At 51.7% G+C, this 16,031-nt stretch carries 15 protein-coding genes and 1 tRNA gene; 12 read left to right on the top strand and 4 right to left on the bottom strand.

Features of this window, described 5'->3' with window-relative positions:
* The first annotated feature begins 52 nt into the window (after window positions 1-52).
* Both THINI_RS09865 and THINI_RS09860 read left to right on the top strand, forming a co-directional pair.
* Window positions 53-2,212 carry a type I restriction-modification system subunit M gene (locus tag THINI_RS09865; RefSeq protein WP_002708448.1) on the top strand — a complete coding sequence of 720 codons (2,160 nt, stop codon included), beginning with the start codon at window positions 53-55 and terminating at the stop codon, window positions 2,210-2,212.
* Window positions 2,199-3,662, top strand: a complete 1,464-nt coding sequence (locus THINI_RS09860; RefSeq protein WP_002708447.1) for a restriction endonuclease subunit S — start codon at window positions 2,199-2,201, stop codon at window positions 3,660-3,662. The genes THINI_RS09865 and THINI_RS09860 overlap by 14 nt, the downstream gene beginning before the upstream one ends.
* Window positions 3,663-3,668: 6 nt before the next feature.
* Here the strand turns inward: THINI_RS09860 and THINI_RS09855 are convergent, their stop codons facing one another.
* A complete protein-coding gene (locus THINI_RS09855; RefSeq protein WP_002708446.1) occupies window positions 3,669-4,106 on the bottom strand; it encodes a PIN-like domain-containing protein in 438 nt (145 codons plus the stop codon).
* Entirely contained in the window at window positions 4,103-4,792 is a 690-nt protein-coding gene (locus THINI_RS09850; RefSeq protein ID WP_002708445.1) for a DUF433 domain-containing protein, read from the bottom strand. Before THINI_RS09850 ends, THINI_RS09855 begins: the two co-directional genes overlap by 4 nt.
* Before the next feature lie 368 nt (window positions 4,793-5,160).
* Between THINI_RS09850 and THINI_RS09845 the strand changes: the two genes are divergently transcribed.
* The 6 genes from THINI_RS09845 (at window position 5,161) to THINI_RS09820 (ending at window position 9,556) form a co-directional block, all read left to right on the top strand.
* Entirely contained in the window at window positions 5,161-5,496 is a 336-nt protein-coding gene (locus THINI_RS09845) for a hypothetical protein (RefSeq protein ID WP_002708444.1), read from the top strand.
* On the top strand, window positions 5,493-6,389 hold the full coding sequence (locus THINI_RS09840; RefSeq protein WP_002708443.1) for a replication protein: 897 nt from the start codon (window positions 5,493-5,495) through the stop codon (window positions 6,387-6,389). Before THINI_RS09845 ends, THINI_RS09840 begins: the two co-directional genes overlap by 4 nt.
* On the top strand, window positions 6,386-6,667 hold the full coding sequence (locus tag THINI_RS09835) for a hypothetical protein (RefSeq protein WP_002708442.1): 282 nt from the start codon (window positions 6,386-6,388) through the stop codon (window positions 6,665-6,667). Before THINI_RS09840 ends, THINI_RS09835 begins: the two co-directional genes overlap by 4 nt.
* A 10-nt stretch (window positions 6,668-6,677) precedes the next feature.
* Entirely contained in the window at window positions 6,678-8,534 is a 1,857-nt protein-coding gene (locus THINI_RS09830) for a hypothetical protein (protein ID WP_002708441.1), read from the top strand.
* A gap of 55 nt (window positions 8,535-8,589) precedes the next feature.
* Window positions 8,590-8,790 carry a hypothetical protein gene (locus tag THINI_RS09825; protein WP_002708440.1) on the top strand — a complete coding sequence of 67 codons (201 nt, stop codon included), beginning with the start codon at window positions 8,590-8,592 and terminating at the stop codon, window positions 8,788-8,790.
* A 211-nt stretch (window positions 8,791-9,001) separates the two neighbouring features.
* Window positions 9,002-9,556 (top strand): recombinase family protein, encoded by a 555-nt coding sequence (locus THINI_RS09820; RefSeq protein WP_002708439.1) that lies wholly within the window; start codon window positions 9,002-9,004, stop codon window positions 9,554-9,556.
* Between the two features lie 119 nt (window positions 9,557-9,675).
* Here THINI_RS09820 and THINI_RS09815 read toward each other — a convergent pair.
* Window positions 9,676-9,751: transfer RNA gene (locus tag THINI_RS09815), tRNA-Arg, on the bottom strand.
* A gap of 218 nt (window positions 9,752-9,969) precedes the next feature.
* Here THINI_RS09815 and THINI_RS09810 point away from each other — a divergent pair.
* The 4 genes from THINI_RS09810 (at window position 9,970) to THINI_RS09795 (ending at window position 14,468) form a co-directional block, all read left to right on the top strand.
* The gene (locus THINI_RS09810; protein WP_245536609.1) at window positions 9,970-10,905 is read left to right on the top strand and encodes a c-type cytochrome; all 936 of its coding nucleotides are present in this window, start codon (window positions 9,970-9,972) and stop codon (window positions 10,903-10,905) included.
* 87 nt (window positions 10,906-10,992) lie between these two features.
* Window positions 10,993-12,774 carry an ABC transporter ATP-binding protein gene (locus THINI_RS09805; RefSeq protein ID WP_002708436.1) on the top strand — a complete coding sequence of 594 codons (1,782 nt, stop codon included), beginning with the start codon at window positions 10,993-10,995 and terminating at the stop codon, window positions 12,772-12,774.
* 62 nt (window positions 12,775-12,836) lie between these two features.
* Window positions 12,837-13,976 (top strand): helix-turn-helix domain-containing protein, encoded by a 1,140-nt coding sequence (locus THINI_RS09800; protein ID WP_002708435.1) that lies wholly within the window; start codon window positions 12,837-12,839, stop codon window positions 13,974-13,976.
* 3 nt (window positions 13,977-13,979) lie between these two features.
* Entirely contained in the window at window positions 13,980-14,468 is a 489-nt protein-coding gene (locus THINI_RS09795; RefSeq protein ID WP_002708434.1) for a PIN domain-containing protein, read from the top strand.
* Window positions 14,469-14,521: 53 nt separating this feature from the next.
* On the opposite strand, the gene creD is transcribed toward THINI_RS09795, so the two are convergent.
* Window positions 14,522-15,922 carry a cell envelope integrity protein CreD gene (gene creD / locus THINI_RS09790; RefSeq protein ID WP_002708433.1) on the bottom strand — a complete coding sequence of 467 codons (1,401 nt, stop codon included), beginning with the start codon at window positions 15,920-15,922 and terminating at the stop codon, window positions 14,522-14,524.
* Window positions 15,923-16,031 lie beyond the last annotated feature (109 nt).

Here is a 16,031-nt window from a genome sequence, read left to right as displayed (position 1 = left end):
CAGCGCACATTCTGCACAACCCCACACACTACTGAGAAGCGACCACTAGCACATGGATTTGATCAAGCAAGGCATTGAAAAGGGCTTAATCAGCTTTGATGATGACAAAAAGTACATCACCTACTTACATCAGAACAAGCGTCGTAACTACGAAAAGCCAGAAGAGAAGGTACAGGCTGAAACCTATTGCGCCTTGATTTTGGAGTATGGTTATCCCAAGCATCGAGTGCAGTGTTTTGTAACCGTGCCGATGGGGGTTGACCGAAAGGAGGCTGACATTGTTGTTTACAACGATGATGCTTGCCAAGAGCCGCATATTTTGGTCGAGTGTAAGAAAGAAGATATTAGCGAGCCTGAGTTCAAAGAGGCAATCAATCAAGCCTACTCCTATGCTTTTGCGATGGCACGGGATATTAAGTGGGTTTGGGTTACATCCAAGATTAAAAACACCTTTTTTCAGGTTGATAAAAATAAGCAAAGCCGTGAAATTGAAACCGATATTCCCGCCTATGGTGTAGACAGAATTGCACCTTATAAATTTGTCAAAGGTGCAGATACTCAAGTACGAAAGCAAGGGCAACAAAAATTCTCTGAATTACAGATAGTATCAGAGGATGAGCTTACTCGCCGTTTCAAACAGGCACATAATGCGCTTTGGGGCGGTGGGCAACTGAACCCCTCCGAAGCGTTTGATGAATTGGATAAGCTGATTTTTTGTAAAATTTGGGATGAACGAAAACCACGAAAAATAGACACGCCTTACGATTTTCAAATTATTAAAGAACAAGGTGTAGGTAAAACGCCACAAGAAGTTGAAGCGGATGCCCTAAAGAAAACCAATGCCAAATTATTTGAACGTATTACTGAGTTATATGAAGAGGGCAGAAAAAAAGACCCTGAAGTATTCCGTGACAATATCCGACTTACGCCAGAACGTGCGCGTACTATCGTTGAATACTTGCAAGATATTAACCTCAATAAGACTGATCTTGATAGCAAAGGTCGGGCGTTTGAAACTTTCATGGATTCTTTCTTTCGTGGCAGTTTTGGGCAATATTTCACGCCCCGCCCTATCGTCAAATTTATTGTTGATGTTTTACCGATTACCCATGATTCACTGGTTTTAGATACTTCATGTGGCAGTGGTGGTTTCTTGCTACATGCACTTGAAAAAGTTCGCCAAGAAGCCAGTGAATTTTATGAGCCTACCAGTACAGAGCATTGGAAGCATTGGCATGAGTTTGCTGAGAAAAAACTCTATGGCATTGAAATAAATGAGCAAATCAGCCGCGCAGCTAAGATGAATATGATTATTCACGATGATGGGCATACCAATGTCATTACAGCAGATGGATTATTAACAGATACAAGATTACAAGCAATTTCTAAGAATCTTGGTTTTCAATACGGTCGTTTTGATTTCATCATCACGAACCCGCCGTTTGGTAGCGCGGTAAAATTGACAGAGCAAGCCTATTTGCAGACTTATAGCTTTGGGCAGAAAGATACTACGTGGCTTGACCTAAAAAACAGTGGCGTTAAAAACCGTGACACACAAAGCACGGAGGTACTCTTTATCGAGCAATGCCACCAGTTTCTAACGGAAGGCGGCTATCTTGCCATTGTTATTCCTGATGGTGTGTTGACGAATAGTAGCCTGCAATACGTGCGTGATCAAATTGAAGATTGGTATCGTATTGTTGCTGTTGTCAGTTTACCGCAAACCGCTTTTACGCATACGGGAGCAGGTGTAAAAAGTTCCGTGCTATTTTTGCGTAAAAACAGTGCTAAAACCACGGAGAAATTACAAACGCTAAAACGTCAACTGCAAGATGCTATTAAAAGAGAAAATCGCTATCAAGTTGAATCAGCGTCAATAGAGAAAACAAAAAAACACGTCTTGGATAATGCGATTGGTGCTGAATTTAGTGGTGACTTGAAAGAATTTAAGAAAACAGAGCAATACAAACAATGGAAATCGGAAAAAACCGCAGAATTTACCGAGCAACTTAATGAGCTAAAAGAACGCCTTGAAGAAATGTATATGCAGCGCAAACAAGGCGCGTTACCCGATTACAGTATCTTTATGGCGATTGCGGAAGACATCGGCTATGACGCAACGAATAAACCGACTGGCACAAATGAGTTAGAGGTGATTGGTGCAGAATTGGCACGCTTTATTCGTGAAGAGGTGAGCCATGAGTCCATTTGATCTTAGTCCAGAAGTAAGCGACTTAAAGGTATTTTTCACAAACTTCTCTGATCTTGATGGGCGGCTTGACCCGTTGTATTACTTTTCTGTCAATAACTTGGATATTGTGAACGCTACCGTGTATCCAGTTAAGAAATTATCCGATGTGATTGCAATGACCCGTGGGCGTTTTGGGCATCGCCCGCGCAATGATCCACGATTTTATGGTGGAGAATACCCTTTTATACAAACGGGTGATATTGTTCGAGCCAGCCAATCCAATGGCAAAATCACTTATTCACAAACATTGAACGAGTTGGGCTTGAAAACCAGTCGTTTATTTGATAAGCCTGTTGTTGTTATTACAATAGCGGCTAATATTGGCGATACTGCTATTTTGGACTATCCCGCTTGTTTTCCTGATAGTTTGATTGGGATGCAGCCTAAAAATAATGAGTTAATGCTGGAGTACATTAGTCTTTATTTTAAGTTTATCAAAAGCTATTTGAATGATCTCGCGCCGCAGTCTGCCCAGAAAAATATTAATTATCAACAGTTGTCACCTATACCCATTGTCATTCCTCCTTTGTCAGTGCAAAAAAAGGCAGTGGATTTATATGAATCGGCTTTAATAAACAAAGCAGAAAAAGAACAAAAAGCCAAATCCTTATTAGCGGGGATTGATGCATATTTATTGGGAGAATTGGGTGTTACCTTACCTAAACAAGACAATAGCATTGGAAAGCGTGTATTTTTTGTTCCTTCGAGTGAAGTATTTGGAGGTCGCTTCGATCCTAAACTGTATGATAGTTGCACTAAAGGCTTAAAAAGTGCTTTGTACCAATCTGCTTTTGAAAAACGATCATTGCGAACTTTACTTATCCAAAGTATTTCCGGTGATTGGGGGAAAGATATTGATGATGAAATTTGTGATGGTTTTCAGAAATGTTTGGTGATCCGTTCTACTGAATTTGATAATCAATACAATCTTAATTTAGATGGAAGTCGTACAAAGTATCGTTTAATTGCTGATGAAAAATTACGAAAAATTGATATTCAAGTTAATGATTTGTTAATTGAAAAATCGGGTGGAAGCCCTGATCAACCAGTTGGACGTGTAGCAATCATTACTAATGATAATTTAAGTAAAACACTTTGCTATAGTAACTTTATTCATAAAATTCGAGTAGATAATTCATTAATTAATTCTGAATATTTGTTCAATTATTTAAAAGTTATGCATCAAATTAGGCTAACTGATGCGATGCAAAGTCAAACAAATGGCATTAGGAATTTGATTATGAGTAGCTTTTTAAGTCAGCAAATTGTTATGCCGCCAATGATTAAACAAATACGTATCGCCCAACACATCCAAACTATTCGCAATCAAGCAGCAGAATTGCAGCGTGAGGCTGCGCAAACTTTGGCAGATGCTAAAGTGCAGGTAGAACGTATGATTTTGGGCGAGTAAGGGGGATTAAGATAGCTGCTCTCGCTCAAACTTATATTTACGATTGTTGGGAACATGCCGCATTGCCCAAATAGAACCTCTACCTGTCCGTATGGCTTCGGCAATAGCGGGTTCGGCATGATTCAGTATGGCACTTGTCCATTCCAAAATGGACAGGTTCTTTTCCAGCAGTTTCAGTCTGCCCCATTGCTTGCCAGAAAGCCAAAATACGACTAATCCCGATTCAGCCAATGCCTTGCGTTCGGCAACATATTCTTTGAAGCTGTCATTAGTCAGGATGATGCAGTTTCCCTGTTCTTTTAAGGCTGCGATCCATTCAAGATCAGATGTATTGGTTGGGAATTCTTCACTTAAATGAACGGCTTGATGATAGTAAGGTTCAAGCAAGGCATTGAGGGCTTTTGCCAAGGCTGGCGGCAGATTGTTATCCAGAAATAACTTCAAGCGACATCCTGCAACTGTAATTCATACAACACGGCTTGTTTGACGGCTTCGGGCGTGATGGCGTAATTGGCGGCAATGACTTCCACGGGTTCAGACAGTCGATAAGCATCATACAGTACCCGTGTTGATACGCCGGATTCTGTCAAAATCGGCTTACCGAAGGCGCGTTTCGGGTCAAGCACAATGGATTTGTCGGGGTGATGGTCATCATTCATCGGATACCAGCGTTCTGCATCGCCAATACTGGAATAATCAATGCTTGCCAGAAATGACGAACGGTAAACCTGTTCCATCACATACTGTTTGCTGATGACATCCACCAGATGCGTATCACCTACCTGTTCAGCAGCTTCCAGAAACACCTTTTTGCCATCGGTGTGGAAGTGTTGACGGGCGAAGGGGTAAGACGTGCCGAATTCTTCCCGCGCAATGCGTGCGGCTTCGCGGATGACTGCCAGACTCAAACCATGTTGACGGAATTCATGTACCAGCTTCAATTCCAGCAAATCATGGAAGCCAATCACACCCGGTTCGTGGATTTCCCGCTCCCACAAGCCGTCATATTCAACACCCTTGCTTTGGTAGCCAAACATCCAGCGGCGCAAGGTGGCAGCAGGCACGCGGATGATGTGCGCGGCTTCGCGGGCTGAATACAAGCCCTTCCCCACCAGTTCACTCATTGCCATTGCTTACCTCTCTTGCGTTTGTGCGCGGTTGTGCCGTCACCGTCATAACAAGATATAACAGAATTTGCCTGAATTCAGCCATTGGGTGATTGCAGGGTGTGAATTTCTGCCTTATCCTAAAAAAGCAGTCCGGGCAACCGGGCAGCAAATGCAAAATTCTGGGACTCTAATCCCCATCTTTGGCGGCAACACCGCCCAAGCGTCGCAGGCGGTTTTTTTACGCCTGTAGACTACGCAACATCGGTTTTGCCGGGTATGCGTGGACTACAAGACTGCTTCGGCAGAAACAAGCGCGTCGCTTTCCAAAGAGGCGATTAGAGTACCCGGCAACTTTGCCCAATCTAAAAACTTTCTTTGGAGAATCAGCGATGAACGCTATCACGACGGGCGCATTGCGTCCTGCACATGGCTATCCGCCACCTTTGGCGCGTCTGCCACTATCAGCACAACCCACCAGAAACCGCCCCCTCACCTTCCGCCGTACCTATACGGGCTGGATGGTCTACCGCCAACGCCAACCACTTGCATGGATCGTTCAAGGCCATCATTCCGGGCGCTTGAACAAGAAACCCAAGACCTGCTGTTTTGTGGATGTGGTTTTTCTTCGCGAAACACATCACGGCATCAACCTTGAAACCGCCGATTTCGAGACGGCTGCACAAGCTATCCAGTTCATCCGGCAAACGTTCGGGGGTGCAGCATGAGCCTTGCCCGTGACCTGATTGATGCGGCTTTGGCTGCTGACCTGACGCAAAACGAACTGCGGGTATTCCTTGCCCTGTTTCGGCAAACCCTATGCTATGGCAAGACGGCTGATCCCCTCACATTGAAACGGCTGGCAAGCCTGACCCACATCCGCAAGGATAGGCTTGCCCCCGCTATCGCCAGCGTGACCGGCAAGGGCTTGTTTACCGCGCAACCTCACCCCGTCTTTGAATTCGAGTATCGCATCCCGGCGGATTTTCTGGCGTCCTACCCTGACGGCTTCTTTGTGCCTACCCTTCCAAAAAATGGGGAAAATTTCCGCTTAACGGAAGCGCTTTCCGAAAAACGGGAACATACATCTATTAACCTTACTGCATCTAACCCTACACCTACCACCACACCGCCCCCGCCAACGGCAGACAGTCGCCGTAGTGCTGTTGCTGACAGTGAACAGGGATTGCCCTATCCCTCTGCTTTCGGCAAGCAAGGGCGCAAATCCGCCGCCCGCATTCTGGATGGCCTGACCCCGGACAATGCACGGGATTGCCTGCTGTTGCTGACGGCTGGCATGGAGGCAGGCAAGGTGAAATCACCGCTTGGCTACCTGCACCAACTGGCACAAGCCGCACGGCAAGGCACACTTGACCGCAGCACCTTGCAGGCGCAACAGCAAGCCGAGCAAGAGCGTACCGATACAGCCAGACAAACACGCTTGCGCACCTTGGTGGATGACATTCGCGGCCTTGATACGCTGTTTGCCCGTGCCGGTATCCCGATGGATGACCTGACCGCAGCGAAGCGGGCGGCATGGGTGACGGAATACAACGCCATCCGTGGGGCGGACATCGCTAACCACCACAGTTTCAACGGTAACGGAGGGGCGAAGTCATGAAGCTTGAACTAGCGGCAATCGGGCATTTCCTCGCTACCCGTGACTATGCCCTGCTGTTCCGTATTGCATCCCGCCTGCTGGCGCTGGCTGGGCTTACCCTGCTGACCTACACCCTTTACCGCTACGCGCAAGCCGACGGGCTGGGGGCTATGGGCGGCGCTGGGCATTACGCAATGGGCGCATTTTTCACTTTCATGACCTTCGCCACCGGCAAGCATCACAGCGGGTTCAATTTCCTGTTCCTGCTGGGCTTGCTGGGCATCGTGGCGACTTTCTGAGGATAACAACATGGATATTTCAACCGCATACAAACAACACCAACACATAAGGCTGATGCAGGAAGACATAGCCGAAACCCAACAGGAAGTTAAATTCACCGAAACCGCCTACAAGCTGGCGTTTGTCGCCACCTTCCTTGTCTACTTCATTTTCGTCTGGATGATGTACGTGTCTGACCTGTGGGGCTTTACCACTTGGCTGGTGCAAAACCTCTCCGAAGTGGCGGCGCTGGTGGTCTATTCCGTGCTGGCGCTGACCCTGCCCCTTGCGATGGCGATGATTAAGGAAATTGGTTACAAGCATTTTGCCAAGTATCCAAACCCTACCAGCGTCATTGTGTTGATCGTGGGCATACTGGCGCTGGCGGGCGTGGTCTATGAATCCATATCATCCAGTTCGCAGCAACAACACATCAGCACCAGCGCGGCGGAAGGCAGCAAAACCTTTCAGGCTTTGACCAACACACAAATAACCGTGATGGGTTCCTCGGGTTCCGAAGTGGCGGCGGCATCCCAAAAGCTGGCGCGATGTGAGGAAAACTTGAAGCGTGGCAGGGAAAAGCACTGCGAAGGCGACCGGGCGCGGCTGAATGCCCTGAAAGCCGCACAAGCTGACAATGCCGCGAATCAGGCGGCGGCATCCGTGGCGGCGCTGGAAGCCAAAACCAAAGCCATGCAGGACTTGAAGGAAGACGCCTACAAACCGGTATTCAAAAGCATTCGGGATTCATTCGGCGTGTCGATCAGTACCGGCGTGATGATTGTCACCCTGTTTGTCAGCGTCATTTTTGAAATCAGCCACCTGCTGTTAATCCTGTTCCTCGGCCAAAAGCTGAAACGGCTGGAAGGTTTGAAACATGCCCTTGTCCAGTATCAGGCGGATTACCTGAAAAGCACCGGCAAGGCGTTTGACGCTGGTGATTTTGCCGAGTTTGAAAGCGGCGCAATCCCCAAACCGGAACCGCAGGCAAACCGCCAGGATTACAAACAGACAAAACCGGACTTCGGGTTCATCCCGCAAACCGCGCAACTGGACGGCTACGGCGGCGCTGTCGGCAACGGCGGCATGGTAGCGCCTGCCCCACTGTTCAAGTACCAGCAGGCAGGCCAGCAGGAAGCCAAGGCCAACGGGCTGGGTTTTGTGGGCTTTGTTGACCCGAACCGCCAGCCAAAACGCGAAGGCAAACAGGATGACCGGCCTTTCTATGGCTTCACTGACCCGGCAAAACAGGCGGTGCTGGATGCACTGAACCTTGCCGATGGCAGCGAAGACCGCAAGACGCTGGACGCCAGGACAGCCAATCAGACCTACCGGCAGGAATTGCGCGGCGGTTCCAAACAGTTCCGCGATATGTCACTGGACAAGCCAGCACCGGCACTGCCAGCCAACCAGAAAAACGGCGGAACTGGTTTGCAGAATCCGGCTTTGGGTACGGCAGAGGAACACTATTCCCTACCCCTTGAAGCCTCTCCGAAGGTTCCCGAAGGTCGGCAGGATAGCCACCCTTCCAGACCTTCAGCCGAAGGTATCCAGACCCTTCAGCCGAAGGGTACAGAGGAGAGTGCAATCCCGAAGGTTCCCGAAGGTCAGGAGGCCGAAAAAGCCACCCTCACCGACGGGCTGTATGAACGCTGGGTAAGCGCGATCCGGGCGGGGCAGTGTGCGGCATCCGTCAAGCAATCATGGGGCTGGGTGCAAAAGCAGATTGCAGGCAACCAGGCCGAAAAGCTGACCTTCAACAACCGGGAGATAACCGCAGTCGTGCAACTGTTCTTCGCCAGAGCAATCCGTGACGGCTACGCACGGCTTAACCCGAAGTACACCAGCCCTAAATGCGGCCTGCCAAAATACCAATGGATTGCCTGAACCATCCGGGGGCGTGGATAGCGCCCCACTCTGAAACCGAATCGAGGAAAAACACATGGATACCATGAACACCGAAACCACTACCAAGAAAGTTGCCTATTGGCGTGATGGGTTTTGGACAGACCCGGAAAGCGCAAACCTTGCCGTTCAGGTGGGGGCGTTTTCTGCTGATTACAGGATAGCGGAATTTCCGGCGGATGCTGACCCGGCATTGATCGACAAGGAAGTGTTGTTACTGGTGCAGGCCACCACCTGACAACCTGCAACCATCACCAGGAAGCCGGGGCAAGCTCCCGGCTTTTTCATATTTTGTTATCACAAATAGGGTATACCCATATTAGAGGATCAAGCACCCCTCAAAAACCATCTAAATAGGGTTGATTTCAGTGTTTTTAGAAGATATTCTAGCAACATCTAAATCCTATTTAGAACATTTAACGACATCTAGCTACACAAGGGGAAGAATCATGGCGCTGGTAGGATATGCACGGGTAAGCACTCTTGACCAAGACCACACTACGCAGATTGACCGTCTGAAAGTAGCGGGTTGCAAAAAGATTTTCAGTGAGAAGAAATCTGGAACCAGCAAGAAAGGGCGTACCGCACTGGATGAATGCCTGAACTACCTACGGGAAGGTGACACGCTGGTATTTACTAAAATTGACCGGCTGGCGCGTTCATCCCGTGACCTGCACAACCTTGTTCATGATCTGGAAGACAAGGGCGTAACCATCATGGCGCTGGATCAGGCCATTGATACCAGAACACCGCACGGCAAGGCATTTTTGGGAATGCTGGCGGTTTTTGCTGAATTTGAAACCAACATTCGTAAAGAGCGCCAGCTTGAAGGTATCGCCAAAGCGAAGCAGGAGGGCGCTTACACCGGGCGCAAACCAACAGCGCAAGCGAAGCGGCAAGAAATGGAAAAACTGCTGGCTGAAGGCATGAGCAAACCAAAGATTGCTAAGGCGTTAGGGGTATCGGTGGCAAGTGTTTACAACGTTCTGAAGTCTGCTGCTTAACTGAGTCACACAAGCAAAAACAGTGGCTTCAGGCCAAGAATGAAAGAATCCATTGGTGACTTATCGGTGACTCAAGATTTTTTGCAGATTTTTATTTTTATGTAAGTGATTGAAAATATTGGCGCACCCGGCTGGAATCGAACCAGCGACCCTCGGCTTCGGAGGCCGATACTCTATCCCCTGAGCTACGGGTGCGTCGTGGAAAACGCATCATACCCAACCCTTGGCTTCGCGTCCATCCTGGCTTTCATACACAAAATCCAGGATTTTTAGCATGATTCACATCAAGTTTTCCTCCGGATGGATAGCGAATATTAGGGATATTGAATATAATCCGTCGGTTTACGAATTTTCTGGTTTCTTGGATTCACTGATCGTCGGGCGGGTAAATGCCCGGTTCACAGGAGGAAAACGTGGCTCACTCAACACCTAAAGACCCTATGGCAAAACCGGTTTTGCTTATTGGTCTGTTACTGATCGTCGCTGCTGTAGGCGTTCTGGTTAACAATCTGTTCAACACAATTGCGAAAAACTCTACCAAAGGCGCTGAAGACACTACCATGCAGGCAGCAGCCGCAGACGCTAACCTCACGCCTATCGGCACGGTCACTGCTGTTGACAAATCCATTGTCAAAGAAGCCCGTTCTGGCGAAGCGGTCTTCAATGCCGTTTGTACTTCTTGCCATACGGCTGGCGTACTCGGCGCACCCAAGATTGACGACAAAGGTGCCTGGGAAGGACGTCTGGGCAATGGCCTGGACGGATTGATGAACAATGCCATCAACGGCCTGAACTCCATGCCGGCGCGTGGTGGTGACCCATCCATTACCGACGAAGAACTGAGCAACGCGATTGTTTACATGACTGGCAAGGCTGGCATCGACCTGTCAAGCCAGACGAAAACAGCTGCTCCGGCAGCGGGTACTGAGCAAGCCGCCGCCGCTCCAGCTGAACAAGCTGCCCCGGCTGAACAGGCCGCCGCCGCTCCAGCTGAGCAAGCTGCCCCGGCTGAGCAGGCCGCCGCCGCTCCAGCTGAACAAGCTGCCCCGGCTGAACAGGCCGCCGCCGCTCCAGCTGAACAAGCTGCTGCCCCAGCCCCGGCTGCCGCCATTGATGGTGAAAAGGTCTACAAGGGCATCTGCTTCTCCTGCCACGACGTAGGCGTTGCCGGTTCCCCGAAACTGGGTGACAAGGAAGCCTGGGCACCGCGCATCGCGGCAGGCAACGACGCTATGTACAACAATGCCATCAACGGCAAGGGTGCGATGCCTGCCAAAGGCGGCAACCCGGCGCTGTCTGACGACGAAATCAAGGCGGCGGTTGACTACATGGCCAACAGTTCCAAGTAAGGCTATCGGCTAAACCCGCTACAGGAAAGGCGCTCAAGAGCGCCTTTCTTTTTGTGCGACGCACGCAATTCCGGGTAGTATTGCGCCATGAATGCCGCCACCGAATACACTTGGAATGACCTGTTCCGACAGGCGCTGACCCACCGCAAGGAATTGCTCATCGCTAACGCTGTCGCGATACTGGCGGCGCTGATCAGCGTGCCGGTTCCGTTGCTGATTCCCCTGCTGGTCGATGAAGTCTTGCTGCACAAGCCAGCCGCCATGACCCACTTCATGGATAGCCTGTTCCCCGCCGCGTGGCATGGGCCGGTGCTGTACATTACCGGCATCACCCTGCTTACCATGCTGTTGCGCCTGCTATGGCTGGTGATGACGGTGTGGCAAACCCGTGAATTTACCCTGATCAGCAAGGATCTGACTTACCGCATCCGTCGCCGCCTGTTACAACACATCGAAACCATTTCCATGACCGAGTACGAAACCCTCGGCAGCGGCACGGTCAGCTCGCGGCTGGTGGTGGACGTGGAAACCATCGACGCCTTTCTGGGTGCAAGCATCAGCAAGTTCATCGTCGCGGCGCTGTCGCTGGTGGGCGTCACGGCTGTACTGCTGTGGCTACATTGGCAACTGGCGCTGTTTATCCTGTTGCTCAACCCACTGGTGATCATGCTCACCACCAAACTCGGCAAATACGTCAAGGAACTGAAAAAGCAGGAAAACAGTGCGTTTGAGCTGTTCCAGCAGGCGCTGACCGAAACCCTAGACACTATCCAGCAAATCCGCGCCAGCAACCGCGCGGGCAGCTTTTTCGGGCGGGTGGCGGAGCAGGCCGCCGAGGTCAGGCAACATGCAGGGCGTTTCGCCTGGCGCAGCGACGCCGCCAACCGGCTGTCGTTTACCGTGTTCATTTCCGGCTTTGACGTATTCCGTGCTGTCAGCATGTTGATGGTGGTGTTTTCCGACCTTAGCATTGGCGAAATGCTGGCAGTGTTCAGCTACCTGTGGTTCATGATGGGGCCGGTGCAGGAAGTGTTGGCCATCCAGTACGGCTGGTACGGGGCGAAAGCGGCTTTGCAGCGCATCAATACCCTGCTGGCGATGCAGCCGGAGCCGCATTATCCGCATCACCACAACCCGTTTGCGGGCAAAACCACGGTCAGCGTGCGTGCCGAAAGCATCACCTTCGCCTATGGCAGCAAGCCGCCGGTGTTGAAGGATGTAAACCTGACCATTCGCGCCGGGCAGAAAATTGCCCTGGTGGGAGCCAGTGGCGGCGGCAAGTCCACCTTCGTGCAAGTGCTGTTGGGGCTTTACCAGCCGCAGCAGGGGCAATTGTATTTCGATGATGTGCCCGTAACCAAAATCGGCCTCGACGTGGTGCGCGAACACGTCGCTACCGTGCTGCAACAGCCAGCGCTGTTCAACGACAGCATCCGCGCCAACCTGACGTTGGGTCGCCAGCAGGCGGATGAAAAGCTGTGGGAAGCGCTGCGCATCGCCCAACTGGAAGATGTGATCCGCGAACAGCCGCAAGGTCTGGAAACCATCGTCGGGCGGCAGGGAATGCGCTTGTCCGGCGGCCAACGGCAACGGCTGGCGATTGCGCGCATGATCCTCTCCGAACCCAGTGTGGTGATCCTCGACGAAGCCACCTCGGCGCTGGATATGGAAACCGAACAGAAACTGCACACCGCCATGAGCGAATTCCTCAAGGGGCGCACCACCCTGATCGTGGCTCACCGCCTGAGCGCCGTGCGTCAGGCGGATCACATTTTCGTGTTCGAGGATGGCTGCATCAGCGAGCAGGGGAGTCATCAGCAACTGCTGTCGCAGGATGGCCTGTACCGGAAGTTGTACGGGGAAGCCTGAATAAACTATACTATCCATATCTTTGAAAATCGAAAAATGGTTAGTTGGCGACAGGCAAAGACATGGAAACCCAGGTTATCGCGGCAAATCTGCTCCGTCTCCGCAAGGATCGCGGCTTGACCCAGGAACAGCTTGCAGAAGCTGCCAGCCTGTCACGTCCTGCTTTTCGCAACTTGGAAAAAGGCCGCGCCCAGCCTCGTGCTGAAACCCTGCATCGGCTCGCCGCCGCACTCAATGTCAGTCTGTTCGAGTTGCTTGCCAGCACTAGTCCCCTGCAAAAAGTCCGCTTCCGTTCCCTCAAGCGGATGAAAAGCCGTACCCAGATACTGGTGGAGGTTGGTCGGTGGCTGGATGATTTTGCGGAACTGGAAAAACTATTGGGTGAAACCTCACCCTGTACTTTGCCCCCTGTGGTCGGCAAGCACGCAATTCCCGACCTTGCAGGGCAGGTACGCCAGCATTTTGGTTTGAAACCGGATGAGCCCGTGCATGATATTTGTGGGCTGTTGGAAGCGCATGGTGTCAAGGTTTATTCCCTGTCTGTTGCCAGTGATGCATTCATGGGTTTGTCGGTAGCTGAAGGGGATGGTGGCCCGGCAGTCATCGTCAATACCTGGGAACGTTTTCCTGTCGAGGGCTGGATTTTCAGCGCAGCCCATGAACTGGGTCATCTGCTGCTGCATCTGTCCGCCTACGACGTGGAATGTGAAGATGAAAGTCAGGAGCAGGAACAGCAGGCGAATGAATTTGCCTCCCATTTCCTGATGCCGGAGGCTGGTTTTTGTCAGGAGTGGGAAGAAACTGCGGGATTACCGCTGGTAGATCGTGTGCTGAAGGTCAAGCGGGTATTCAAGGTCGGCTGGCGTACTGTGCTGTACCGGGTATCCCTGCGCTACAAGAAAAGTTTACGCCAACAACTTTGGCAGCAATTTAATCTGGAATATCAGCGTAAATACCAACGTACCCTGTTGAAGCATGACGAACCGGATGGTATCAGTCCGCTGGTTTACCACGACACTTTTACCGGAATCGAACCGGAAGGTCTGCGTGACCACGACTTCCAGCAGGATCGCCTGTCCCGTTTGGTGCGCAGGGTAGTGGAGCAGGAGGCGATTACCTTGTCCCGTGCCGCCGAAATTTTGCGCCTGTCTTTGTATGAAATGCGTGAGCTGTCGGCTTCCTGGGAAAAGTGGGGCTGTTGACGGATGCTGTTAATCGTCGACGCCAATGTGCTGATTGATTATGCATTGGCTGATCCCTCGATATTGGGGCTGGCCAGCCGTTGTCTGGGCAATGTCTTTATACCGCGCGTCATTTTACGGGAAGTGAAGCAGTTGGACGCCGACGACTGTGAGCGTTATGGCTTGACCATTGTGGATGAGCCGCTGGAAATACTGATGCAGGCAGCCAACAGTAGGCTCGGCCCGTTATCAAACCCGGACAAGGTATGCTTGCTGCTGGCAAAGGCCAATCAATGGATATGCGTGACCAATGAAAAACCCCTGCATAAGTTTTGTAAGCTCGAAAATGTTGAAACCCTGTGGGGCTTGCGGCTGATGTTGGAGCTGGTTGCCTGTCAATGCTTGGCGTCGGACACGGCCAAACGGGTGGCTCTGGAAATCCACCGGAACAACCCGCGTTACATTACGGAGGCCATTTATGCCGAATTCTGCCGCAAACTGGCGGGACGTTAATTCACCGCCAGCTTTCCGAACCAATGGCTATGCGAGTGCAGTCTGCGTGATATTCATTCCGTTTCGGTAGTGGTGGCAATATGGGGGACTGGTGTCCCAACATTGGTATTCCCCGTCAGCGCATACCAGTCGAAGTGGCGGGTCGCCAGCATCAGCACCGCCAGTACCGCGAAGATCAGCACGCTACCCATCAGCAGGGCGTTTTCCTCAGCTTGCAGGATCACGTACAGCAGTGCGTACAATCCCGCCAACCCTGCACCCAGCAGTAGCCCCAGCTTACGGCTGTGCAATATCGCGCCGAAATACAGCGTCAGCAAACCGGTGCTGGCCAACGCTGCCACCGTGTATGCGCGCAAGAAGTCGACATGTTCCGACAGCGAAATCAGCAGCAGGTAGAACACCAGCAGCGCCATCCCCACCAGCGTGTATTGCACCGGATGCACCCGCAATTTCTTCAGCAGTTCAAACAGGATCAGCACCACGAAGGTGAGGATGATGAACAGCGCGGCGTATTTGATGCTGCGTTCCGACTGCTGGTAGACATCCACCGGCTGGATCAGGTCGAAACCGACCGCGCGCTCCAGCAACCCGGCGCATTCGCCCTGACGGCACTGTTCCAACGCGCCGCTGACGTTGTAGGAAAACGACGACGCCCGCCAGTGGGCGTTGAAACCGGCATCGCTGACTTCGCGGGTTTCCGGCAGCAGTTCGCCGCTGAAGCTGGGGTGCGGCCAGTTGGAGCTCAGTTGTACGTTGCTGTTCTCGGCCAGCAGGGCGAAATTCATCGCGCGCATCCCGCGCAGTTCCAGGTCGAAGGCGAACGGCAGGCGGTTGGCTTGCGTCAGGTCGATGGTGGGTAGTTTGGCGTGCATCCCGGCGCTGGCATTGCCGGGCAGGTTGTTGCCGGGTTTGAAAGCCTGTTCCGCGCCGATCCATTGCAGGGCGGGTGGGCTGGCGATACCGCGCTGGTCGCGCACCATCACCGACAGTTGCGGCGTTTCCCAGCGGATTTGCTTGCCCTTGTTGTCGGCCAGCAGATCCAGCAGCGGCTGAGTGTTGAATTCGCCCGTGACCTGCAAGCCGCTGGCGTAGACCGGTACTTCGTAAATGCCCCGGTAGCGTAGCGAACTCTGTAATTTGCTGCGGATATTCAACTGGCTGGGCAGCAGGTAGAGGATGTCTTTGTCGGTGACTTCGCGCAGCACTTCGCGTTCCTTGCCACCCTTGTCCTTGACGGTTTCCTTGCTGTTGTAGGTGCGTTGGTAGGGCACGGCCAGCACCGGCCCGGCGAGGGTTTGCGCCCCCGGCCAGCTCTGGCCGATGCTCTGGTAGGCTTGCTCACGCCAACTGGCGCGTTCCCCCACCAGCCCCAGCATGAAGGCTTGCGGGATCAGCAACAGCAGGATCAGGGCGGCGATGATGGTGAGTTTGAGGTAGAAACGCTGGTTTGGCACGGGAGGCTCCTTGTTCTTGGTGACGGGTTGCCTCAATCATAAAAAATGATTATTGAAAATCAGTGGGGCGGATGTGGAAAAAGGGTGGAGCGAAGTGCAGGTTTGGTGC

The organism is Thiothrix nivea DSM 5205 (assembly GCF_000260135.1).
GTDB lineage: Bacteria > Pseudomonadota > Gammaproteobacteria > Thiotrichales > Thiotrichaceae > Thiothrix > Thiothrix nivea.
The sequence above is the reverse complement of the archived record's forward strand: the minus strand, read 5'-3'. Positions and strand labels throughout refer to the sequence as shown.